Source organism: Mesorhizobium sp. ISC11 (assembly GCF_037162595.1).
GTDB classification, from domain to species: Bacteria; Pseudomonadota; Alphaproteobacteria; order Rhizobiales; family Rhizobiaceae; genus Mesorhizobium; species Mesorhizobium ciceri.
The window spans coordinates 2,608,218-2,629,687 of sequence record NZ_JAVSPW010000001.1 but is presented as its reverse complement, the minus strand read 5'-3'; the positions used below and the strand labels follow the sequence as shown (position 1 = coordinate 2,629,687).

28 protein-coding genes are annotated in these 21,470 nt (G+C 62.3%); 23 read left to right on the top strand and 5 right to left on the bottom strand.

The features are described from left to right. Nucleotides 1–52: 52 nt before the first annotated feature. The 7 genes from RPF88_RS13130 (at nucleotide 53) to RPF88_RS13100 (ending at nucleotide 4,777) form a co-directional block, all read left to right on the top strand. Nucleotides 53–181, top strand: a complete 129-nt coding sequence (locus RPF88_RS13130; protein WP_255337192.1) for a hypothetical protein — start codon at nucleotides 53–55, stop codon at nucleotides 179–181. A 215-nt stretch (nucleotides 182–396) separates the two neighbouring features. Beyond that, complete coding sequence (locus tag RPF88_RS13125) at nucleotides 397–1,002, top strand: hypothetical protein (protein WP_013532492.1); 606 nt, start codon at nucleotides 397–399, stop codon at nucleotides 1,000–1,002. 62 nt (nucleotides 1,003–1,064) lie between these two features. Then, nucleotides 1,065–1,919: a 23S rRNA (adenine(2030)-N(6))-methyltransferase RlmJ gene (locus RPF88_RS13120; protein WP_024504300.1), complete on the top strand. Its 855-nt coding sequence runs from the start codon at nucleotides 1,065–1,067 to the stop codon at nucleotides 1,917–1,919. Between the two features lie 194 nt (nucleotides 1,920–2,113). Beyond that, complete coding sequence (locus RPF88_RS13115) at nucleotides 2,114–2,566, top strand: hypothetical protein (protein ID WP_337122534.1); 453 nt, start codon at nucleotides 2,114–2,116, stop codon at nucleotides 2,564–2,566. 134 nt (nucleotides 2,567–2,700) lie between these two features. Then, complete coding sequence (locus RPF88_RS13110; protein ID WP_024504299.1) at nucleotides 2,701–3,282, top strand: TetR/AcrR family transcriptional regulator; 582 nt, start codon at nucleotides 2,701–2,703, stop codon at nucleotides 3,280–3,282. Beyond that, the gene (locus RPF88_RS13105; RefSeq protein WP_337122533.1) at nucleotides 3,279–4,115 is read left to right on the top strand and encodes a DMT family transporter; all 837 of its coding nucleotides are present in this window, start codon (nucleotides 3,279–3,281) and stop codon (nucleotides 4,113–4,115) included. Before RPF88_RS13110 ends, RPF88_RS13105 begins: the two co-directional genes overlap by 4 nt. A gap of 101 nt (nucleotides 4,116–4,216) precedes the next feature. Then, nucleotides 4,217–4,777 carry a LysE family translocator gene (locus tag RPF88_RS13100; protein WP_337122532.1) on the top strand — a complete coding sequence of 187 codons (561 nt, stop codon included), beginning with the start codon at nucleotides 4,217–4,219 and terminating at the stop codon, nucleotides 4,775–4,777. 21 nt (nucleotides 4,778–4,798) lie between these two features. Here RPF88_RS13100 and RPF88_RS13095 read toward each other — a convergent pair whose 3' ends face one another. Continuing rightward, nucleotides 4,799–5,110, bottom strand: coding sequence for a transcriptional regulator (locus RPF88_RS13095; RefSeq protein WP_013532486.1), 312 nt, complete (start codon nucleotides 5,108–5,110; stop codon nucleotides 4,799–4,801). A gap of 574 nt (nucleotides 5,111–5,684) precedes the next feature. Between RPF88_RS13095 and RPF88_RS13090 the strand changes: the two genes are divergently transcribed. Then, on the top strand, nucleotides 5,685–6,152 hold the full coding sequence (locus RPF88_RS13090) for a hypothetical protein (RefSeq protein WP_063167706.1): 468 nt from the start codon (nucleotides 5,685–5,687) through the stop codon (nucleotides 6,150–6,152). 403 nt (nucleotides 6,153–6,555) lie between these two features. Next, nucleotides 6,556–7,152, top strand: a complete 597-nt coding sequence (locus tag RPF88_RS13085) for a glutathione S-transferase family protein (protein WP_337122531.1) — start codon at nucleotides 6,556–6,558, stop codon at nucleotides 7,150–7,152. Nucleotides 7,153–7,247: 95 nt separating this feature from the next. On the opposite strand, the gene RPF88_RS13080 is transcribed toward RPF88_RS13085, so the two are convergent. Further along, complete coding sequence (locus RPF88_RS13080; protein ID WP_013532483.1) at nucleotides 7,248–7,910, bottom strand: outer membrane protein; 663 nt, start codon at nucleotides 7,908–7,910, stop codon at nucleotides 7,248–7,250. 412 nt (nucleotides 7,911–8,322) lie between these two features. On the opposite strand from RPF88_RS13080, the gene RPF88_RS13075 reads away from it, so the two are divergent. From RPF88_RS13075 to RPF88_RS13050, 6 genes are all read left to right on the top strand, one after another. Beyond that, nucleotides 8,323–9,087: an SDR family oxidoreductase gene (locus RPF88_RS13075; protein WP_013532482.1), complete on the top strand. Its 765-nt coding sequence runs from the start codon at nucleotides 8,323–8,325 to the stop codon at nucleotides 9,085–9,087. Further along, nucleotides 9,084–11,147, top strand: coding sequence for an excinuclease ABC subunit UvrC (gene uvrC / locus RPF88_RS13070; protein ID WP_013532481.1), 2,064 nt, complete (start codon nucleotides 9,084–9,086; stop codon nucleotides 11,145–11,147). Before RPF88_RS13075 ends, uvrC begins: the two co-directional genes overlap by 4 nt. A 97-nt stretch (nucleotides 11,148–11,244) precedes the next feature. Continuing rightward, the gene (gene pgsA, locus RPF88_RS13065; RefSeq protein WP_013532480.1) at nucleotides 11,245–11,841 is read left to right on the top strand and encodes a CDP-diacylglycerol--glycerol-3-phosphate 3-phosphatidyltransferase; all 597 of its coding nucleotides are present in this window, start codon (nucleotides 11,245–11,247) and stop codon (nucleotides 11,839–11,841) included. Between the two features lies 1 nt (nucleotide 11,842). Next, a complete protein-coding gene (gene moaD / locus RPF88_RS13060; protein ID WP_013532479.1) occupies nucleotides 11,843–12,100 on the top strand; it encodes a molybdopterin converting factor subunit 1 in 258 nt (85 codons plus the stop codon). Nucleotide 12,101: 1 nt separating this feature from the next. Further along, complete coding sequence (locus RPF88_RS13055) at nucleotides 12,102–12,578, top strand: molybdenum cofactor biosynthesis protein MoaE (protein WP_013532478.1); 477 nt, start codon at nucleotides 12,102–12,104, stop codon at nucleotides 12,576–12,578. Nucleotides 12,579–12,704: 126 nt separating this feature from the next. Beyond that, complete coding sequence (locus RPF88_RS13050) at nucleotides 12,705–13,469, top strand: YbaY family lipoprotein (RefSeq protein ID WP_013532477.1); 765 nt, start codon at nucleotides 12,705–12,707, stop codon at nucleotides 13,467–13,469. 68 nt (nucleotides 13,470–13,537) lie between these two features. On the opposite strand, the gene ndk is transcribed toward RPF88_RS13050, so the two are convergent. Continuing rightward, complete coding sequence (gene ndk, locus RPF88_RS13045; RefSeq protein WP_013532476.1) at nucleotides 13,538–13,960, bottom strand: nucleoside-diphosphate kinase; 423 nt, start codon at nucleotides 13,958–13,960, stop codon at nucleotides 13,538–13,540. Nucleotides 13,961–14,119: 159 nt separating this feature from the next. Between ndk and RPF88_RS13040 the strand changes: the two genes are divergently transcribed. Then, entirely contained in the window at nucleotides 14,120–14,377 is a 258-nt protein-coding gene (locus RPF88_RS13040; protein ID WP_013532475.1) for a DUF2934 domain-containing protein, read from the top strand. Between the two features lie 17 nt (nucleotides 14,378–14,394). Here RPF88_RS13040 and RPF88_RS13035 read toward each other — a convergent pair whose 3' ends face one another. Further along, nucleotides 14,395–15,087 (bottom strand): glutathione S-transferase family protein, encoded by a 693-nt coding sequence (locus tag RPF88_RS13035; protein ID WP_013532474.1) that lies wholly within the window; start codon nucleotides 15,085–15,087, stop codon nucleotides 14,395–14,397. Nucleotides 15,088–15,146: 59 nt separating this feature from the next. On the opposite strand from RPF88_RS13035, the gene RPF88_RS13030 reads away from it, so the two are divergent. Beyond that, nucleotides 15,147–15,659: a DinB family protein gene (locus RPF88_RS13030; protein ID WP_013532473.1), complete on the top strand. Its 513-nt coding sequence runs from the start codon at nucleotides 15,147–15,149 to the stop codon at nucleotides 15,657–15,659. 97 nt (nucleotides 15,660–15,756) lie between these two features. Here RPF88_RS13030 and RPF88_RS13025 read toward each other — a convergent pair whose 3' ends face one another. After that, nucleotides 15,757–16,716 (bottom strand): LysR substrate-binding domain-containing protein, encoded by a 960-nt coding sequence (locus tag RPF88_RS13025; RefSeq protein ID WP_013532472.1) that lies wholly within the window; start codon nucleotides 16,714–16,716, stop codon nucleotides 15,757–15,759. A 110-nt stretch (nucleotides 16,717–16,826) separates the two neighbouring features. On the opposite strand from RPF88_RS13025, the gene RPF88_RS13020 reads away from it, so the two are divergent. The 6 genes from RPF88_RS13020 to RPF88_RS12995 all read left to right on the top strand — a co-directional run bounded on the left by RPF88_RS13020 (nucleotide 16,827) and on the right by RPF88_RS12995 (nucleotide 21,462). Then, entirely contained in the window at nucleotides 16,827–17,366 is a 540-nt protein-coding gene (locus RPF88_RS13020) for a hypothetical protein (RefSeq protein ID WP_013532471.1), read from the top strand. Next, complete coding sequence (locus RPF88_RS13015; RefSeq protein WP_244514285.1) at nucleotides 17,345–17,656, top strand: hypothetical protein; 312 nt, start codon at nucleotides 17,345–17,347, stop codon at nucleotides 17,654–17,656. Before RPF88_RS13020 ends, RPF88_RS13015 begins: the two co-directional genes overlap by 22 nt. Before the next feature lie 48 nt (nucleotides 17,657–17,704). Beyond that, complete coding sequence (locus tag RPF88_RS13010; RefSeq protein WP_013532469.1) at nucleotides 17,705–18,652, top strand: DMT family transporter; 948 nt, start codon at nucleotides 17,705–17,707, stop codon at nucleotides 18,650–18,652. Continuing rightward, the gene (locus RPF88_RS13005; RefSeq protein ID WP_013532468.1) at nucleotides 18,645–18,848 is read left to right on the top strand and encodes a hypothetical protein; all 204 of its coding nucleotides are present in this window, start codon (nucleotides 18,645–18,647) and stop codon (nucleotides 18,846–18,848) included. Before RPF88_RS13010 ends, RPF88_RS13005 begins: the two co-directional genes overlap by 8 nt. Nucleotides 18,849–19,010: 162 nt before the next feature. Continuing rightward, nucleotides 19,011–19,460 carry a MucR family transcriptional regulator gene (locus RPF88_RS13000; protein WP_013532467.1) on the top strand — a complete coding sequence of 150 codons (450 nt, stop codon included), beginning with the start codon at nucleotides 19,011–19,013 and terminating at the stop codon, nucleotides 19,458–19,460. 124 nt (nucleotides 19,461–19,584) lie between these two features. Beyond that, nucleotides 19,585–21,462, top strand: a complete 1,878-nt coding sequence (locus tag RPF88_RS12995; RefSeq protein ID WP_013532466.1) for an ABC-F family ATP-binding cassette domain-containing protein — start codon at nucleotides 19,585–19,587, stop codon at nucleotides 21,460–21,462. The last annotated feature ends 8 nt before the right edge of the window (nucleotides 21,463–21,470 follow it).

Genomic DNA, 21,470 nt, shown 5'->3' with positions numbered 1-21,470 from the left:
GCGCTCGCGAATGGTTAATCATGAAAGCGGCTACGGCCTCTCGGACCGAAGCATGGCGCACAAGGCAAATCCTGTTTATGAATCAGCATATTGGCTCGATCGACGTCAATATGTTGCCGGACGCGGCAAGCTGTCCCTTGAGGTAGAATCAAAACCTGACAGCAAGAACGGCCAAGAATGAGCCGACAGCAATATTCAGCGCGGCGCGCGAAATACACGGCTTAATTTTTGAGCGCATAGGTAGAACGTTATCGGCATTGTTGCGCAGCCACGCCGCCAAGCTGGTTGCGCTCGCACCCCGCACGGTCCACCTCCAGGGTGGCTGCCGCAACTGGCCATCGCCTTTTGGCCGTCGGGGCGCTATTGGCAAGGTCACGATACGCCATGGTGATGTGAATGCGCTTTCTGTTTGTCCTGATCCTGCTTGTCGGCGCCGGCGTCGGTGTCATCTATCCCTGGGCGATGAGCAATTTCTCCGGGCACGAGATCGGCACCTGGCGGGTCTATGAGCAGGGCCGTTTCAAGCCGCTGACGGTGCCGCTCTCCGGCCGCGATGCGCCGGTGCGGGTGCTGGTCGACCTGACCGCAAGAGCCGAGCGCATCGTCTCGCAGCAGCGCACCGTGCTGACGCTGACCGCCGCCAGCAATGGCCGCACGGTGCTCGCCTCGACGCTGCAGTTCAACCATTCCGACAATCCTCGCCAGGCCAGCCCGCAACTGCCCGACAAGATCTTTCGCGACGAGGCCGGCGTCATCGCGACCGTCAGCCCGGGTCCCTACGTCTTCACCGTCGGACCGGGTGATGCCGACGACATACCGATGCGGGCTGTCGATCTCATCCTGCGCTCCGGCGCAGGCGAGATCGACAGCCGTGCACGGCCGGTCGGCTTCGCGCTGATGGCGATCGGCCTGATCGGATTTTTGCTGACCTTGCGCACTCGAGGCGGTCGGCCGGAAAATCCGAACTCTCAGCCGCCACCGCCGCGCTGGGGCAGGGGCTGATGCATGTCGCCCAAAAGTGTGCAGCGGTTTTGGGACAACGACATGCATAACGGCACAAGACGATGAACTACCGCCACGCTTACCATGCCGGGAATTTCGCCGACGTCGTCAAGCATGTCGTGCTGACGCGCTTGCTCGAGTATCTGAAGCAGAAGGACAAGGCGTTTCGGGTCGTCGACACTCATGCCGGCATTGGCCGCTACGATCTGTCGTCGGCCGAAGCGCAGAAGACGGGTGAGTGGCAAGGCGGCATCGGCAGGCTGATCGATGCCCCGTTTGCCGCGCCGGTGGCAGCACTGCTCGCGCCTTATCTGGAGACAATACGGTCGCTCAACCCTGAGGGTGGCATCCAGAAATACCCGGGCTCCCCGTTGATTGCGCGCCATCTCATGCGCAAGCAGGACAGGCTGACCGCGATCGAGCTGCACCCCAAGGATGCCGCGAGGCTGAGGACGTTCTTTGCCGGCGATTTCCAGGCCCGGATCATCGAACTCGATGGCTGGCTGGCGCTCGGCGCCCATCTGCCGCCGAAGGAGAAGCGCGGCCTTGTTCTCATCGATCCGCCATTCGAGGAAGCGGGTGAGTTCGATCGCCTCGTCGACGGGCTCATAAGGGCGCACAAGCGCTGGCCAGGCGGCATCTACGCGCTCTGGTATCCGATCAAGGACCGCAAGGCGATCATCGCTTTCCGCAAGGCGCTGAAGCAATCGGGCATCCCGAAGCTGCTCGACATCGAATTCGAGATCAGGCCGGCCTCTTTGGAACCCAGCCTCGACGGCAGCGGTCTGCTGGTGGTCAATCCGCCGTTCACGCTGGAGGGCGAGTTGCGGACGCTGCTGCCGGCCCTGCACAGGCTGCTTGCGGTGGGGCGGCCGGCGCACTGGTCGTTGGAATGGCTGGCCGGCGAGCAGGCTTGAGGCGGGCTCATTGACAACCCGGGACCCGCGCTCTTTTGGATCCGGGCATGAACGTGCCAGAGCCATTCCGGTGCCGTGTAAATTCGGCTTTGGTCGAAAAGCAGTTTCAAACTGGGAAACCATTGTCAACGCAACCGCTTGACCGCCGCCGAGCGAATCCGCACAGTGCGCACAATCGACCTTGAGAGGCTGCCATGACTCGCTTCGCCAAATCCGCTCTTGCCGCCCTGATTTCGCTCTGCACCCCGCTTGCCGCGCCTCTCGGTATCGCCCAGACCGTGCAGGCCGCCGATCTTACGGTCTATTCCGATGAAGACAGCGGGGTCTGCGGTCAGCCTTGGGTACTGAACAAGATCACCAGCCGCTTTTCCTATCAGGTGCATCACGTGCCGCATCTGCCGGATGTAGAGATCACTGATTTCCGGCGCATTCACCAGCATCGCTATCTGGCGGCCGACGATACCTGGCCGATCGGTCGCCGTTATTGCGGGGCCACCGTCAGCCTGTCCGACGGCCGCGATCGCACCATCTGGTACCTGATCGAGGAAGGCCAGGGCTTTGCCTCGATCGGCGACAATGTCGAATTCTGCGTCTCGGGCTTCGACCGCTGGATGGTCTACAACGGCCGCTGCCGCATTCTGCGCTAAACCCGGTTTCCCCTTCCAATCTCTTTCGCGCCTGTGGCTTGATCGGCTGCAGGCGTTTTTCGTGCTGCGTTGACAGCTGGCGCGATCCGTCGCATAGATATGAGACAGACCTGTCTCATCACTCGGTATGCGCCATGACACCATCGCCCGTTTCCGATAAGCGCCAGCACGTCGTTGAAACGGCCTACGTGCTGTTCAAGCGCGCCGGTTTCCATGCGACGGGTATCGACCGGATCATCGCCGAAGCCGATGTGGCCAAGATGACGATGTATCGCCACTTCCCCAGCAAGGACGAATTGATCGTCGAGGTGCTCGACTATCGCGCTATGCGTTTCGACCGCCAGCTCGACCGGCTCGCCCAGGAGGGCATTCCGCCGGAACAGAAAATCGGAAGGATCTTTGACTGGCATGCACGCTGGTTCCGCAGCGCCGATTTCCATGGCTGTCTGTTCGCTCATGCATTGGCCGAGTTCGGCGATCCCGGGCATCCGGTTTTCAAGGCCGTTGTCAGGCAGAAGAACGGCCTCAAGCGGCGCATGCGGTCTATCCTCGAAGAGATGATGCCGCGCGGCCGCGCCGAAAGCGTGGCGGCGACACTGCTTATGCTGATCGAAGGTGCGACCTTGCTGGCGCAGATGGGGCCGGCCGACGCCGCCATTCGCGACGCCCGCAAGGCGGCCATGGGCATCGTCGCTGCTTCGCGTAAGTCCCAATGAGCCCGCTGGTCATCGGGCTCGCCTTGTTTGCGGCAATCCTGCACGCAACCTGGAACGCGTTCCTGCGCACGGGGGCCGACAGGTTGTGGACCGTCACCGTCATGAGCTTTTCCAGTACGGCGCTCGCCATCCCCTTAGCCTTCTTCCACGCCCTTCCGGCCGCGTCGGCCTGGTCTTACATTGTGCTCTCGGCCTGCCTGCAGGTTGGCTACAGTTTGTTTCTGGTGGCCGCCTACAGATATGGCGAGCTGGGACAGGTCTATCCGATCGTTCGCGGCAGCGTGCCGCTGCTCGTCACGCTCGGCGGGTTCTTCCTGGCCAACCAGCAGCTCACTCTGCCGCAGACCATCGGTGTCGCGCTGGTCGCGGGCGGCATCATGGGCCTTTCTCTCGGAAGGGGCAGGGCCGCCACGACATCGATACTCTATGCGCTGGCAACGGGAGCGATCATCGCCGCCTATGCGACGGTCGATGCGCTCGGCGTTCGGGCGGCGGGAAACGCCGGTGCCTATACCGCATGGGTGCTGGTGATCTACGGCGCGTTGCTGCCGGCGGCCTTCGTCGCCTGCCGTGGCCGGCTCACAGTCGACCTGGGTGCGCCGGAAACCTGGAAGGCGCTGGGCGGCGGCCTGTTTGCACTTCTGGCCTACGGTGTCGTGGTCGCGGCCTTCGCGCTCGGACCGGCCGGTCCGATCACCGCGATCCGCGAAACCAGCGTCGTCTTCGCGGCCTTCATCGGACGTCTGTTCCTCGGCGAGGTGCTGACGCCGCGGCGGGTCGGCGCCTGCGCCATCGTCGCGCTCGGCGCCATCTGCCTCGGCTATCAGCCGTGACGGAAATGCGCATCGCGCAGTTTCTCGATTTTCCTGATGGCGCCGACAGGTAAACCGGCTAGTCTGGACTCCCGAGAGCGGCATTACCCTCGGGAGTTTTCATGGATCTCGCGACCTCGCTTGCCTTTGCGGCCGCCTTCTTCGTGTTCGCTGCCAGCCCGGGTCCGGACAACATGACGATCGTCGCGCGCACAATCTCCAATGGCGCCGCGTCGGGCATCGCCTACGGTGCCGGCACCGTGGTCGGCATCCTCATCTTCATGACGGTGCTTCGCTATGGTGGAGCGGCCTATCTGGTCTGGACGGGCATCAGGCTGTGGATGGCGGCGCCCGTCATTCCCGAACTGCAGCCCATCTCAGGACGGCGAGGGCTGTTGATGATTTTTGCCACCGGCATCGCGCTCAATCTTGGCAATCCGAAAATGCCGTTGTTCTACATTGCGCTGTTGCCTAGCGTCGTCGGCGCATCGCTCGACGCAGGTCATCTCGGTGTGCTGATGATGGTGATCGTGGCCGTCGAGGTCGTGGTGATCGGCGGTCATGTCGTCCTCGCCGGTCGCGCCCGCAGCCTGTTGCGCACACCAAGGATCGTACGCCGGGTGAACCGCGCGGCGGGCGGTGTGATGATCGGCGCCGGCGTTGCCGTTGTTGCCGCGCGCTGAGCGGATTGCCCAGTCATCACGCTATTTCCTGCGCGCCGCCGCCTCGGCCTGATCGAGGATCTTGCGCAGGAATGCGGCATGGCCGCGGAACGCGCGCCGTCCGCTCGTCGTCGCCCTGACGCGCGTCTGCGGCCGGCGGCCGACGAACAGCTTTTCGATGTCGACATAACCAGCCCTGGCCAGCGTATCGAGATGCGCACCGAGATTGCCGTCGGTGACGTCCACGATGGCTTTCAGCCCGGTGAAATCCAGCGTTTGCCGCCTTTCCAGCATGCTCAGCGCCGCCATGATCCTGAGCCGAGTGCTCTGGTGGATGATTTCGTCGGCACTCATCGATTGGCTCCGGCGCAGCCAAGCCGGAGGCCGCCGACAACCATGCTGCCGCCGTGGCGGACCGTCTTGGCAATCTCGAACGGCGACAGCGCCGCTTGCTCCTGTGCGATCGACATTGAAATGCTCCAGCATGCTGTACAGAATACTCTGCCATGTAGAGTTATCTGTCAATTCACGAGCAGGCCGATCTGCGTTCGTGCTTGACAAGACGATGCACCGATCGGCTGTCGCATTGCAGTATAGATCGTCCGCCTGCACGAGATGATCGCACCGATGAGGCAGCGGTCATGATATCGGCGACCGACGATCGACACGCAAAGCTGCTCGCTGATCTTCGGAGCTTCACGAGAGGAGCGCTTCCGCGGAGTGTGGAGAATGTCGGCGACACATTCTAGCCAATGGTCGAAGATCAGAAGTGAATTTCTGCGACGATCAGCACGATCATGTGCCGATCGTAACCGAAATTTAAGCTGCGAAAATCAGTCTATTGCTTCGCTGGCTAGCAAGCCGCGAGTCAGATATGCATGAGCGCGCCGGGTCATTACGGCCGTCGGCACAAAGGAAGGGGCATCGCATGGCTAAGCAGTCATCCAAAGCGCCGGCGTCCAAGGCACCGGCAAAGAAAGCACCCGCAAAAGCAGCGACGGCAAAGGTCGCAGCTGCAGTGAAGAAAGCAGCACCCGCTGCCAAGCCGAAGGCCGCGGCGGCCAAGGCAAAAGCAGCACCGGCCAAGAAGCCGGCAGCGAAAGCTGCGGCGAAACCGGCAGTGAAGAAGGCGGCACCCGCCAAGGCAGCGGCAAAGCCGGCTGCCAAGGCGGCACCGGCCAAGAAGCCTGCAGCGAAAGCTGCGGCGAAACCCGCAGCGAAGAAGGCAGCAGCACCTGCCAAGAAACCGGCTGCCAAGGCTGCACCAGCCAAGAAGCCGGCTGCCAAGGCTGCTCCGGCAAAGAAGGCTGCGGCAGCGAAATCTTCAGCGCCGGTGAAGAAAGCGGCACCTGCGGCCAAGCCGAAGGCAGCGCCCGCGAAGGCCGGCAAGAAGTAGTCGCGCTTCCCTCGCCGGGGGCGGTGCCGAAACAGTCAAGGGCGGGTGCCTCACAGGGCGCCCCGCTCGTTGTTTAGGCAGTCGGAAGGCGAGAACAGAGGCGGACGGAGGATATCTTTTCGCAGCTCCCAGGACTTCGCCATAGGGCGGAGTCCGGTGGGGCTTTTTTCGTGTCATTCATGCGGGTGATGAAACATCGGCGCGAGGCTCGTCGGTCTTGCCAGTCGGCTGGCGGCTTCGCGCGATCCCGGCAACCATGGTGATGAAGCACCGTCTTCATGGAGCGCTCGCTAAACGGCCCTGGCCGCTGCGTCGCTCTGGCGGCTGGGTTTTCCGCTTCTGGCCATTGCCCGATCGCGCCCGATCGGTCAACACTGCCGGCCTGCAAAACAGGAAACGGATCATGCCCAGACTGCTCTATGCGTCGTCTTCTCCCTACAGTTCCAAGGTACGAATGGCGGCAGCCTATGCCGGCATCGCTGTCGATCTGGTGCCGATCAAGACCGAGGAGAAGCCGGCCGACTTGATGATCGCCAACCCGCTCGGCAAGATTCCGGTTCTGGTGCTCGACGACGGTCGCTCCATCCATGACAGTCGCGCCATCACCCAGCATCTCAACCGTTTGTCGAAGAGTGCGCTTTTTCCACGCAATCCCGACAAGCGGCTCGAGGCGGAAGTGCTGGAGGCATTGGCCGACGGCATTTGCGACTGTGCGCTGTCGATGGTCTATGAACGGCGCACGCGGCCTGAGGGGATGGTCTATCAGCCCTGGCTCGATCGCCAGTGGGCGAAGATCACGGCGGCACTCGACCTGCTCAACGCCAACCCGCCGAAGCTGCCGAAAAAGATCACCGCCGGCCAGATGGCGCTGCGCGCCTGCCTTGGCTATCTCGCGCTGCGCTTTGCCGGGAAATGGGAGAAGGGTCGCGCCCGGCTGACGCGGTGGGCGGCACGCTTCGACGAGAAGTTTCCAGAACTGAAGCCCTGCATTCCCGGTTGACCGCCCATTACCCGAATAGATTTACCCGGAAATCACGCAAGCATAAAAAAAGCCGGGCGCGAGGCCCGGCTTTTTCGTGTCGTGGCTTGAACGACTTAGAACTTCATACCGACGCCGAAGGTGACGCGGTTGTCGGTGGCCTTGACCTTGCCGATGCCATCGAAGCTCTTGCTGCCGAAGTCGGTGTAACGATACTCGACGCGACCGAAGACATTGTCGGTCAGCTTGATGTCGGTGCCGAGACCAGCGGTCCAGCCGAGCAACGTGGCGCGGTCCGAACCGTATACGTCGTCTTCGACCTTCAGGCTTCTTCCGGCGAGACCGCCGGTGCCATAGAGCAGGATTTCGGGGGTCACGGCATAGCCGAGACGGGCTCGCAACGAACCCTCGAAGCCGGCCTTGGAATTGACGCCAGAATCGTCGCCCTTGACGCCGTTGTAGCCGAGTTCGGCTTCAGCGCCGTAGACGAAGTTCTCTTGCTGCCACTGATAGCCGCCGAAGACGCTGCCGACGAAGCCCTTGGTGCCGACGTCAACATTGTCAACACCCAGATCCTTTTCCTTGGTATGGCCGCTGAAGCCATAGCCGACGTTGAGACCGGCGTAGGGGCCGGCCCACGAAGCGACGGGAAGTTCAGCGATCGGCGCAGGTGCCGGCGGCTCTTCCGAAACCACGTCAGCAGCATAGGCAGTTCCGCTGAGGGCGAAGAGCCCGAGCGCAACGGCCAGCGGCCGTGCGAATTTGAGATTGGCTTGCATTGTTCTTTACTCCTTAAGCCACAGGACACAGGCTTGTTTCTCACGATCGCCATCGACCCGTCCGGGGGGGGGAACGGATCTGGCGTTCGTCGGTTCCAAATGTCGTGTCAAAATGCGGCTGAAGCGAACCTGAACTTGGGTCATTCCCCGGCGCAAATGAGGCAGAACCTTGACGTTGCATCTTCGCAACAGCGAAATGGCAGGAACCATCCGGTGCTGCGCTGCACACCGCTTGGTGCAAGGACTCCAGCACCCTATATTGCGGTCGGCACGCCTGAGTCCAGGGCGGGCCAAGATGCCCAAACGGCCGTTTCGCCACAATGCTGCCCAAGGTGCGAACACCATTTAACGCATGCCGGGCCATATTTCGCCGGCACTGCTTTTTCGGGCCGAAATTGAGGATTGACACCATATGAGCAAAGCCACTGTCACGGCGCTGGTGACGGGCGGGGCCAGGCGGATCGGCAGGGCGATCGTCGAGGATCTCGCCGCGCACGGTTTTGCCGTCGCCATCCATTGCAACCGCTCGCGCAGCGAGGCCGATGCGTTGGCTGCCGAAATCATCGCCGGAGGTGGCCGCGCCGCAGTGGTCGCCGCCGACCTGACCGATATGGACGCCATCGATGACCTTATCGGCGAGGCGCAAGCAGCGCTCGGGCCGCTCTCGCTGCTGGTCAACAACGCGTCGCTGTTCGAGGACGATTCGGTTCTGGATTTCGACTGGCGGGCCTGGGACCGGCACTTTGCCGTCCATGTGAAAGCGCCCGCGCTCCTGGCGCAGAATTTCGCCCGGGCACTACCGGCAGGGCAGGAGGGCCTGATCGTCAACATGATAGACCAGCGCGTCTGGCGGCCGACGCCGCGCTACTTCTCCTATGCACTGTCCAAATCGACGCTGTGGACAGCCACCCAGATGATGGCGCAAGCGCTCGGTCCCCGCGTCCGCGTCAATGCCATCGGCCCGGGGCCGACATTGAAGAACGCGCGTCAGGACGACAGCGATTTTGCAGCCCAAGTCGATGGCTTGATCCTCAAGCGCGGCCCGGAATTGCCGGAATTCGGCGCCACTATCCGCTATCTCTGGGAAGCGCGCTCGGTCACCGGCCAGATGATCGCGCTTGATGGCGGCCAGCATCTTGCGTGGCAGACGCCCGATGTGACAGGCATGACGGAATGAGTCCTGTAGACCACAAAAGCAAGCCGCGCGGCGGCACCGACGATCTGCCCCCCGATATCGACCTCGAGGACGAGGCGGTCGAGGAAATCGTTGAAACCGTCGGTCCCGATGTCGCCTTCACCGCCATCGACTGGACGCCGCATGCCGGCGACGCGGAAGGCATGATCGGCGCCGAGGTGATCCAGACGCTGGTCAAGCGGCTGCCCAACGCGCCCGGCGTCTACCGCATGATGAACGCTGCCGGCGATGTGCTCTATGTCGGCAAGGCACGCAGCCTGAAGAAGCGCGTCACCAACTACGCGCAAGGCCGCTTCCACACCACCCGCATCGGCCGCATGGTGCGCGAAACGTCGACGATGGAGTTCGTCGTCACCCGCACCGAGATCGAAGCGCTGCTGCTCGAAGCCAATCTTATCAAGCGCTTGCGGCCGCGATTCAACGTCCTGATGCGCGACGACAAGTCGTTTCCCTATATCCTCTTGACCGGCGACCATGTCTCGCCGGGCATCTACAAGCATCGCGGCGCGCGCTCGCGCAAAGGCGATTATTTCGGTCCCTTTGCTTCGGCCGGTGCCGTTGGCCGCACCATCAACTCGCTGCAGCGCGCCTTTCTGCTGCGCAGTTGCACCAACTCGTTCTACGAGAACCGCACGCGGCCATGCCTGCTTTATCAGATCAAGCGCTGCGCCGGTCCCTGCACCGGCGAGGTCTCGCACCAGGACTATGCCGAGCTGGTCAATGAGGCGAAGGACTTCTTGTCCGGCCGCAGCCAGAAGGTGAAGACGGAAATCTCGGCCGCCATGCAGCAGGCGTCGGAAGCTCTCGATTTCGAGCGCGCCGCGATCTATCGCGACCGGTTGGCGGCCCTGTCGCATGTGCAGAGCCACCAGGGCATCAACCCGGCGACCGTCGACGAAGCCGATGTCTTCGCCATCCATCAGGAAGGCGGCCAGGTCTGCATCCAGGTGTTCTTCTTCCGCACCGGCCAGAACTGGGGCAACCGCGCCTATTTCCCCAAGGCCGATCCGGCGTTGGAAGCAGCCGAGGTGCTGGGCTCGTTCCTGGCGCAGTTCTATGACGACAAGCCGACGCCGCGGAACATTCTTCTGTCGCATGGCGTCGAGGATCAGGAATTGCTGGCCGAGGCGCTCTCCACCCGCGCCGGCCGCAAGGTCGCAATCTCCGTGCCGCAGCGCGGCGAGAAGAAGGACCTGACCGACAACGCTTTGCAGAATGCCCGCGAAGCGCTCGGACGCCGGCTGGCTGAAACCTCCACCCAGGGACGCCTGCTTGCCGGTTTCGCCGAGACATTCGGCCTGCCGAAGCCGCCAGTGCGCATCGAGGTCTACGACAATTCGCACATCATGGGCACCAATGCCGTCGGCGCCATGGTCGTTGCCGGACCGGAGGGGTTCGTGAAGAACCAGTACCGGAAATTCAACATCCGCTCGACCGAGATCACGCCTGGCGACGATTTCGGCATGATGCGCGAGGTGATGGAACGGCGGTTTTCGCGGTTGCTCAAGGAGCATGGCGATGTCCCGGCTGGGGATGCAGCCGACGGTTCGGCAGACGATATGGAGGACGATATCTCCGGCAGCTTCCCGGCCTGGCCCGATGTCATCCTGATCGACGGTGGCCAGGGCCAGATGACCGCGGTGCGCAAGATCCTCGCCGATCTCGGCATCGAGGACCGCGTGGTTGCCATCGGCATCGCCAAGGGCCAGGACCGCGATGCCGGCCGCGAGCGGTTCTTCGTCAAAGGCAGGGACTCGTTTTCCCTACCGGTCCGCGACCCCGTGCTCTATTTCGTCCAGCGGCTGCGCGATGAGGTTCACCGTTTCGCGATCGGCTCGCATCGGGCTCGCCGCAAGAAGGAAATGGTCAAGAGCCCACTTGATGAGATCAGCGGCATCGGTCCCGGCCGCAAGCGGGCATTGCTGCTGGCATTCGGCACCGCCAAGGCGGTCAGCCGCGCGGCCATCGAGGATCTGCGGAAAGTCGACGGGATTTCCGAGCAGGTGGCGAAACTGGTCTACAATCACTTCCACGAGAGTTGAAAAATCTGGCACTTTCATCTGGCCTGTCGAATCTGGCCTGTTGACCCCCCACATTCGCTTCTGATTTGAGTAGGCAGGCAGAAAGAGTTTCCCGGATATGGCCAAGCGCGCGTTCAACCTGCCCAACATGCTCACCTACGCCCGCATCGTCGCGGTGCCGATGGTGGTGCTGTGCTTTTTTCTCGAAGGACATCTGAAGTCGAGCGACTTTGCCCGGTGGTCGGCGCTGATCATCTTCCTGCTCGCCTCGATCACCGATTATCTGGATGGCTATCTGGCGCGCGCCTGGCAACAGACCTCCAACATCGGCAAGATGCTCGACCCGATCGCTGACAAGCTGCTGGTCGCCACCTGCCTGCTGCTGCTGGCTGCGGACACCGATCGCCATGCGGGCATTGCCGGCTGGTCGTTGTGGGCGGCGATCATCATCCTGTGCCGCGAAATCCTCGTCTCGGGCCTGCGCGAATATCTGGCGGCGCTGAAAGTCTCGGTGCCGGTGACGCAGCTGGCAAAATGGAAGACCGCCATCCAGATGGTCGCCATAGCGTTCCTCTTGGCCGGACCGGCCGGCGACAAGATCTTTCCGCTGACCACCCAGACCGGGCTGGTGCTGCTGTGGATCGCGGCGTTGGTCACACTCTACACCGGCTACGACTATTTCCGCGCCGGCCTCAAGCACATCATGGACGAGTGAGATGACGACCCGGCTCATCTATTTTGCCTGGGTGCGCGAGCGCATCGGCATGCCCGAGGAAGACGTCGACTTGCCGGCTGGCATCGAGACGGTCGCCGATCTCCTGCGCTGGCTGAAATCGCGCGGCGAGGGCTACGAGCACGCGCTGCAATATCCTGACGTCATCCGTGTCGCTATCAACCAGGAGCATGTCGAGCACCGCGAGAAGATCGCGGGCGCCCGCGAAATCGCGCTGTTCCCGCCGATGACCGGGGGCTGAAATGACCGGCGGGATCATACCTGTCGTGCGCATTCAGCGCCAAGATTTTGACGTCGCGGCCGAAATCGCCAGACTGACGCAAGGCCGCGCCGATATCGGCGCCGTGGTGAGCTTCTCAGGCCTTTGCCGCGACGAGCAGGGCGCGCTCTCAGCGCTCGAGCTCGAACACTATCCCGGTATGGCCGAAGCAGAAATCGCCCGCATCGCTGCTGAAGCGGTCGAGCGTTGGCCGTTGCAGGGGCTCACCGCCATCCACCGCCACGGGAAGATCGCGCCCGGCGAGAGCATCGTGCTGGTGGTGGCAGCCTCCGCGCACCGCCATGCGGCGTTCGAGGCGGCGAATTTTCTCATGGACTATCTCAAATCGCGCGCGCCCTTCTGGAAGAAGGAGCATCGGGCTGACGGCTCGGAGGGTGGCTGGGTCGAGGCCAAGGAAGCCGATGCAACGGCCGCGCAACGCTGGAAAGCGTCCGAATAAGATCCGCCGCAGCCATGCATTGACCGCAATCCTTTGGCCAATTGGCGGAATTGGTCAGCCTGGGCATTGGCAACCCGTGGCATTGGCAGCCCAGGGCATTGGCAGCCCGGGGTGAGGGAGATGGTCATGCTGGACAGGATCGCGGAGTTCTTCATCTTCGGTTTCGTGCCTCTGGTCGTCGGCATATTGGCCGTTCCTGAGCAGTCTGTTGCCGCCGAAAAGGCAGTGAGAGGCGAAGTGATCTATCGCGAGCGCATTGCCTTGCCGCCCAGTGCCGTGCTCTCTGTGCAACTTGCCGATGTGTCGCTGGCCGATGCGCCGGCCACCATTATCGGCGAGCAGAAAGTGAAGCCGACCGGCCAGGTGCCGATCAGCTTCGAGATCAAATTCGACCCTTCCGTCATCCGGTCGCAGATGACTTACGCGTTGCAAGCCCGCATCACCGTCGACGACAAGCTCCTGTTCATCTCCGATATGCGCCATCAGGTCGATCCGCTGACCGACGTGCCGCAGACCATCATGCTGAAGATGGTCGCCCCGAACGCCGAGCCGACGGTTTCGGTCTTCGACCAGCTCTGGCTGGTCGACTATGTCGACGGCATCGGCGTCATCGCTGCCCCGCAAGCGACATTCAGGGTCAGCGAGGCCGGCAAGGCGGGCGGCAGCGGCCCCTGCAACACCTATTTCGCCACCGCCAAGGTCAATGGGCAAACGATCGTGATCGGAGACATCGGTTCGACCTACAAGGCCTGTGCGCCAGAGGTGATGGCCGAGGAAAAGGCGCTGTTCGATGCGCTGGCCAAGGCGGCGTCATACCGCGTCGAGGCCGGCAAGCTCATCATATCAGGCAAGGATGGCCGCGAGATCCTGCGCTTTAGCGCGGCGAGCTGACCCCCAACGAAAAAGGCCGGCGAAACGCCGGCCTTCTTTTTACGGAATCCAAGGTCTGGATCGTCGGCTCAGCCGACGATCTCGGTGTCCGAGAACCAGTACTTGATCTCTTCTGCCGCGGTCTCCGGTGCGTCGGAGCCGTGCACGGAGTTTTCGCCGATCGACAGCGCATGAACCTTGCGGATGGTGCCTTCGGCGGCGTTGGCCGGGTTCGTGGCGCCCATCACTTCGCGGTTCCTGGCAATGGCGTTCTCGCCTTCCAGCACCTGGACGACGGTCGGTGCCGACGACATGAATTCAACCAATTCGCCGAAGAAAGGACGGTCCTTGTGGACGGCATAGAAGCCTTCCGCTTCGCGGCGGCTCATCCAGACCCGGCGCGAGGCGATGACACGCAGGCCTGCCTCTTCCAGCATCCTGGTGATGGCGCCGGTGAGATTGCGCCGGGTTGCGTCCGGCTTGATCATGGAAAATGTGCGTTCGAGCGCCATGGGTCGTCCTTGTCTGAGAATGGAATTGAGAGTGGCGGGCTCTATACAAGCCGCCCGGCCCATTGCCAAGGGCCCCCGATCAGACGGCTGCACAGCAACGCTTTGCTTGCTATAGTCGCGTGCCGGCGCCGCGCTGAGGTCGGGCCGTATGGAGACAACATGACCATGACAGACGATCGTCAGGAACGCATTCGCAACCGTGCGCACCAGATCTGGCTGCAAGAGGGCCAGCCGGCTGGACATCATGAGCGCCATTGGCATCAGGCGGCGGCGGATGTCGACCAGGAGGACGCCACGGACAAGTCGGCAGCCAAAAAGCCAACCAAGAAGGCAGCTGGCGCCGCCAAGCCAAAAGCCGCCCCCAAGGAGGCAAAGGCTGCCACGAAGGCCGGCAAGCCAAAGAAGGCGGCCAAGTAAGTTACTGCTTTACGGCGTCAAGCCGCGGCGGCGACCTTTCGCCCCAGCCCGCCATGCAGGTCGAGGCAGCGGGCGAACCACTGCGCCACCACGTCGCCGTCGTCGAGCAATTGGTAGGGCGAGGCTATGCGCGCCCATTGCAAGGCGCCGAAGACGATATAGTCGCCAAACAGCGGCGCCGCGCCGCCGATGAACGGCTGATAGAAGAGCATCGAGCGCAATGGCTCCAGCGAGGCTCTGAAAGTGCCGAGCCCGGCCTCCCTGGCGGCCGTCACCTCCTCCAGCCTCTTGCCAAGACGCTGCTCCCGGCTTTGGCGGAAATAGACGGCGTTTTCCGCGTCCTGCATGGCATGAAGGTCCATGATGGCCGCGGTGGTCACGTAGGGATGAATGGTCACTTGCGACCAGCGTTCGATGAAGCGCGCCATCGCCTCGCCGCCTTCACCGCCAAACAGCGTCGGCCGGTCCGGATAGGCTTCATCGAGATAGAGCGCGATGGCGAAAGAATCCGCGAGGACTGTCTCGCCGTCGCGGATCACCGGAACGGTTTTCGAAACGCCGCCCTCGACAGCGGGCACCTCGAGAAAGCGCGTCGGTACGGTTGATATGTCGAGCCCCTTGTGGGCAAGCGCCATCGCCACCTTCCAGCAATGCGGGCTGAACGGACGTGTGCTGTCGCGTCCGACGAGATCATAAAGCAGAATGGTCATTGGCGGCGGCTCCCGTGCGGGTTAGGTAGGCCCCGCATCGACGCGAGCCGAGGGAAGCCATGAGACAGCATTTCATGATGTTTGCGGCCTATAATCAATGGGCCAACGGTCGCATCTATGATGCCGCCGCCGAACTCGATGATGAGGAATTCAACCGCGATGTCGGCGCCTTCTTCGGCTCGATGATGGGCACGCTCAACCACCTTTTGACTGCCGACCGCATCTGGATGAAGCGCTTCACCGGGGAGGGCGACGCGCCGACGACACTGGACGCTATCCTGCATCGGGGGTTGACCGGCCTGCGGGCGGCGCGTGAAGCCGAGGACAGGCGGATCATCGATTGGGTCGGCGGCCTCAATGACAAGGCGTTGACGGGCCGGTTCACCTACATGACCGTCTCGGACATGCGCACCGTTTCGCAAAGGCTGGCGCCGGCGCTGGACCATGTCTTCAACCACCAGACCCACCATCGCGGCCAGGCGCATACGATCTTGACCATCCTGGGACGGCCAAGCCTGGGGTTGGACCTGATGCTTTTCCAGCGGACCGAGGAGGGCAGGGCTTTCGCCTGATCCGGTGGCGTTTGCGTAGTCAGTCCGAAGGTTGTGCCGGCCGTCGCTGCATTTTGTGCTGCAGCATCGTCTTTGCATCAGTAGGCACCGGATGGATTCAGGCAGCCGTCGAAGCCTCGCCCCTGATTTCGTTGTCCAACTGGGACTGGGTCAGGGCCGCTTCCGCCATGACCCACTGCTTGAACAACTGGACCTTGCGTGCGGCAAGGCCTTTCAGCGGAGAGACAAAATACCAGCCAGCCGTGTTCGGATGATGGACGGCGAAGGGAGCCACCAGCCTTTCGGCGCGGATGTCGCTGGCCATATAGGCACGGTTGGCCACCGCAAAGCCCATCCCGGAATTGGCTGCCTCGTAGGACATCATGCACGAGTCGAAATAGATGCTCTTGGTCTCGCTGAGCACGAAGCTGGCGCCGGCGAAACCAAGCCAGGACTGCCAATTCTGGGTGCAGGTGTCGGAATGCAGCAGGGTGAAGTGCTTGAGGTCGTCCGGTGTCACCTTCGACAGCCGCTTGTCGCCGAGGACTTCGTGGAACAGCTTGCGGCTGCACACCGGTGTCAGGTCTTCGCGAAACAGCAGATCGGACTGCAGCCCGTGAAAGTGACCGTCGCCATAACGGATTTCGAGATCGAATTCCGAGGCCGTGAACTCATGCGTCGCGTACGAAGTCGAGACCCGCATCACGATATCGGGATATTGCTGCTGGAACAGCGGCAGGCGCGGAAACAGCCAGCGTGCCGCAAAGGTCGGCAGCACCGATATTTTTAGCACATGCTCCTGCGATTGTCCGGTCGCTTCCATGCTGGCGGCCACGATTCGCTCCAGCGCCTCGCGAACGCGCGAGACATAGGTCTCGCCCTCCGGCGTCAACGACACCGCATTGCCGCCGCGCTGGAAAATCTTGAAACGAAGCTGATCCTCCAGGCTTTTCACGCGCTGGCTGACCGCTGAAGCGGTAATAAACTGTTCTTCACCGGCGCGCGTGAAATTCCCGTGCCGCGCAGCACTTTCGACGATTTTCAGCGAATTGAGGTTGACCTGACTGAGCAGACGCACGGTTTCGACCTTAAGCTTGGCTTACACTAGCACCAGCATTCCTAATTTTACAGGGGTGGGTGAATTAATCGACTGTTTACCAAGTGTTGCCCCCATCCTGGAGAAGTACAATGAACGCCCACACCATTCCCGAACTGCGTTATGCGATGAGCCGCGAAGCCATTATCGGCCATGAAACCGCCTGGAAAGTGTCGAGTTTCGGTGTCGCGCAATATCTGCACGGCTATGACCCGGCACTGCTTGCCGCGATCGAGGAGGCTGCCCTGAAGCTCAAGGCCAGCCATGCCGTGCACAAGCACCTCGATCTGACCTTCATCACCGGGGCCGACCGTTACATCCCCGAGATCAGGGAATTGCTGCATGACAAGCTGCGCCTGGAGCGGCTGTCCGACATGATGGGCACCAAGCTGGAGCCCTATCCGCTGTCGATCGTCGGCTCGACGGTCACCTTCATGAATCCAGGGACGGCGCCGTGGAGTGGCATTGCGATGGCGTTCCGGTCACCGAGCTCATTCCGCTGTCGATCAGCAATCCGCTGGTCGGCGGCCACCTCGAAATCTATTGCGACGACTCCGAAACCGGCCGCGCCATTCTCGAATCCGGCCGCGAGATCCCGCGCAACAGTGTCATGCGCATCGATCACAAGATGAACTACGCGACGCTCGGCCAGTTCCTGGGCGTCCTGCATCGCACCGCGCCGATCCGGTTCGGCGAGCGCGTCACGCTGGTGCTCAACCAGCGCTCGGTGGCCAAACCCTATGTCGACGACAACAGAATGTTCTATCTCGCCGCCGACAATGACCACGACCGTGAGTGGGTCAGCGAACTGGCCGAAGATGTCTGGACCAACCAGCTCCCGGCCTACCGTCGGTTCGAGGCGGAGCATCCCGTGCCCGCCGCCGTCGATGCTCCGGTTCCGGGCGGAGCCAGGGAATCATGATAGTGAACCATGATCCCGAAAAGTCGGAACCGGTTTTCGGACAGGATCATGGTCGAACAGCAAAATAGAATCCCATGCCGATTGTTTCGGCAGGGATCCGGCTCGATATCCGCGTTGGTCTTCGCTGCCGGTGCGGTGGCGTTGTGGTCCACCAATGCCCTGGTCGGCAAATCCCTGCTGACCGGCCACCCGGTGTCGCAGGTCCAGTTCCTGCAATTTGCAGGCGCTGCACTCGTCTTCGCCGCCATCCGATTGATGAGCCGGGCCATCCGATTGATGAGCCGGGAAAGAGTAGCACCGGTCACGGCCGGGGCGGCGCTCATCTCTCTCGCGGTCGGCTTCATCGGCCTGGTCGGCACCATGGTGCTGCAATACATCGCCTTCGCTTCGATGCCGGTGATCGAGGCCAATCTGGTCGCCTACACCTGGCCGTTGATGGTCGCGGCGGCAGTCATTGCCTTGGAAAATCCGCGGCGTCCGGCACTGTTGGGTCTCGCCGCGGTGGTAGGCTTCATCGGCGTCGCGCTGGTGATTTCGGGAGGGCGCAACCAATCCTGGCTCGACGGCGATCTGGTCGGGTATCTCGCCGCATTCGGGTCGGCGCTGTGCATGGCCTTCTATTCGATCATGGTGGGACGGGTCGCCACCCCAGCCGATCGCCTGTTGCTGCCCTCATCGTTGATCGGCGTCGCTTTGACGTTTCTGTGGTGCGCTCGCGACGGTTTCACCTGGCCCATCGGCGCGGACCTGGCTCTCGGCCTTTATCTCGGCGCCGGTCCGATGGGCTTGGGCTACTATTTCTGGTCGCGCGCCTTGAAGCTTGAAGGCAGCGGCAGGGTCGCGGTGGTCGCCTATCTCACGCCGATCGCCTCGACCCTGCTTTTGACCTTGTCCGGCGAACGGCTGACGGTGACGGCCATTGTCGGAGCCATTCTCGTCATCGGCAGTTGTGTCGCGGTCGGTGTGGAACGTTCGGAGGCCGAAAACCATGTTTGACGAGAATGAGCGTCTGGCCATTCAGGAAGCGCATTGGCTGATCGACGAATTCGGCGTCGAGGCACCGCTTTACGCCGCGATGAGGGCCGAAAAGGCGATAGAACAAAAGGATTTGGCGCGCTGCGCCCGCTGGAAGCGTATTCTGGAGATATTGGACGAAAGTCCTGCCGCTAAGTCTGCTGGTTCCAAGTATTAGATTTTCTAATTTGCACGGCGTCGATTTCGCATGAATGCTATTTTGGCCGATTCTTCATTCTTTTATGAGACTTGGCGGTCCGTTGGGGGACGCGGTTAAAGAGATACATCGACACAAGTCTTCGCTGGGGTGGAGGATTTTGTCGCAAATAAGGTGAAAGAATTGTCAAATATCGATGATAAGACCGTTATCGAGCTGACGGCCGATATTGTCTCGGCCTATGTAGGCAACAATCCCCTTCCGGCTTCCGGCCTGCCTGAGTTGATTGCCAGCGTCAGTGCTTCGGTTCGCAAGCTCGCTGGTGCAGTTGTCGCGGAAACTCCAAACCTGGTTCCGGCAGTCAATCCGAAGAAGTCGGTGTTTCCCGACTACATCATCTGCCTTGAGGACGGAAAGAAGTTCAAGTCGCTCAAGCGGCATCTGCGGACCGACTACGGCCTAAGCCCGGACGACTATCGGGCCAAATGGGGCTTGCCGCCGGACTATCCGATGGTTGCGCCGAACTACTCGGCGACGCGATCGGCGCTGGCAAAGTCGACGGGACTTGGCCGCAAGCCGGCAGCAGCGCCGGCCGCTGTCGCCAAGGCAACGAAGCGCAAGGCGACTGCCTGAGAGCAGGCAAGCCACCGTTCGGCTGCTTTGACGGCGCCCTCGCGGGCGTCGTTTCGAGGCCTTGTGCGGCCAACTGGCCCGCAAGGCCTTGCGAAGCGTTGATGTCCGGTGCAAAAGCGCGGCCATGCTGATCATCAACGACCTATCGCTCCGCATGGCCGGACGCCTGCTTCTCGACCATGCCTCGCTGACCTTGCCAGCCGGCACCAAAGCCGGCCTCGTCGGCCGCAACGGTACCGGCAAGACGACGCTGTTCAAGGCCATTACCGGCGATTTCCCGTCCGAGACAGGCTCGATCAGCCTGCCGAAGAGCACCCGCATCGGCCAGGTGGCGCAGGAAGCGCCAGGCACCGAGGATGCGCTGATCGAGATCGTGCTCAAGGCCGATCTCGAACGCACGGCGTTGCTCGAAGAGGAAAAGACGGCGACCGATCCGCACCGCATCGCCGACATCCATATGCGGCTGGCCGACATCGACGCGCACTCAGCCGAATCCCGCGCCGCCACCATTCTCGCCGGCCTCGGCTTCGATGACGCTGCGCAACGGCGTCCGGCCTCCTCCTTTTCCGGCGGCTGGCGCATGCGCGTGGCGCTCGCCGCGGTGCTGTTTGCCGAGCCCGATCTGCTGCTGCTCGACGAGCCGACCAACTATCTCGATCTTGAAGGCACGCTGTGGTTGGAAAACTACGTGTCGAAATATCCGCACACCGTGCTTTTGATCTCGCACGACCGCGACCTGCTCAACCGCGCCGTCAACTCGATCGTTCACCTCGACCAGAAGAAGCTGACCTTCTGGCGCGGCGGCTACGACCAGTTCGAGCGTCAATACACCGAACAGAAGGAATTGCAGGAGAAGGGCCGCGTCAAGCAGGAAGCCGCGCGCAAGCACATGGAATCCTTCGTCGAACGGTTCCGCGCCAAGGCCTCCAAGGCGAGACAGGCACAGTCGCGCATCAAGGCACTGGAAAAGATGAAGCCGATCGCGGCCCTGGTGAACGACTCGGTGCGGCCGTTCTCCTTCCCCGAGCCGGTGAAGACGGTGGCCTCGCCGATCGTGGCGCTGAACAACGTCAATGTCGGCTACACCGAGGAGCAGCCGATCCTTAAGAAGATGACGCTGCGCATCGACGCCGACGACCGCATCGCGCTGCTCGGCGCCAACGGCAACGGCAAGTCGACCTTCGCCAAACTGCTGTCCGGCCGGTTGAAGCAGGAGAGCGGCACCATGACGGTGGCGCCCGGGCTGAAGGTGGCGATCTTCGCTCAGCATCAGCTCGACGATCTGCGGCCGGACGAAAACGCCTACGAGCATGTCCGCCGGTTGATGCCGGAGGCGCCGGAATCGAAGGTGCGCGGCCGCGTCGCCCAGTTCGGCCTCACGACCGAGAAAATGAACACCGCCGCCAAGGATCTTTCGGGCGGCGAGAAGGCGCGGCTGCTGATGGGCCTGTCGGCCTTCGAGGGGCCGAACCTGTTCATCCTCGACGAACCGACCAACCATCTCGACATCGACAGCCGCGAATCGCTGATCCATGCGTTGAACGAATTCCCTGGCGCCGTCATCCTGATCTCGCATGATCGCCATCTGCTCGAGGCAACCGCCGACCGGCTGTGGCTGGTCAAGGACGGCGCGGTCAACCCCTATGACGGCGATCTGGAAGACTACAAGACGCTGGTCACCGGCGTGTCCGGCGACCGCCGCGGCAAGCGCGAGGCGGAAAAGGCGTCAAAGGCCGACCGCCGTCGCGATGCGGCGGCACGCCGCGCCGCCTTCGAGCCGCTGGCCAAGGAAATCCGCGCCACCGAAGCGCTGATGGACCGCATCCGCAAGCGCATCGACGGCATCGAGGACGAACTGTCCAATCCGGCGGTGTACGAAAAGGATCCCTCGACAGCGACCCGGCTGGCCAAGGAGCGCTCGCAACTGGCCCAGACGCTGGCCGGCCACGAGGAAAAGTGGCTGTCCATGTCGGCAGAGTATGAAGAAGGCACGGCGGAGTGATTACGCAA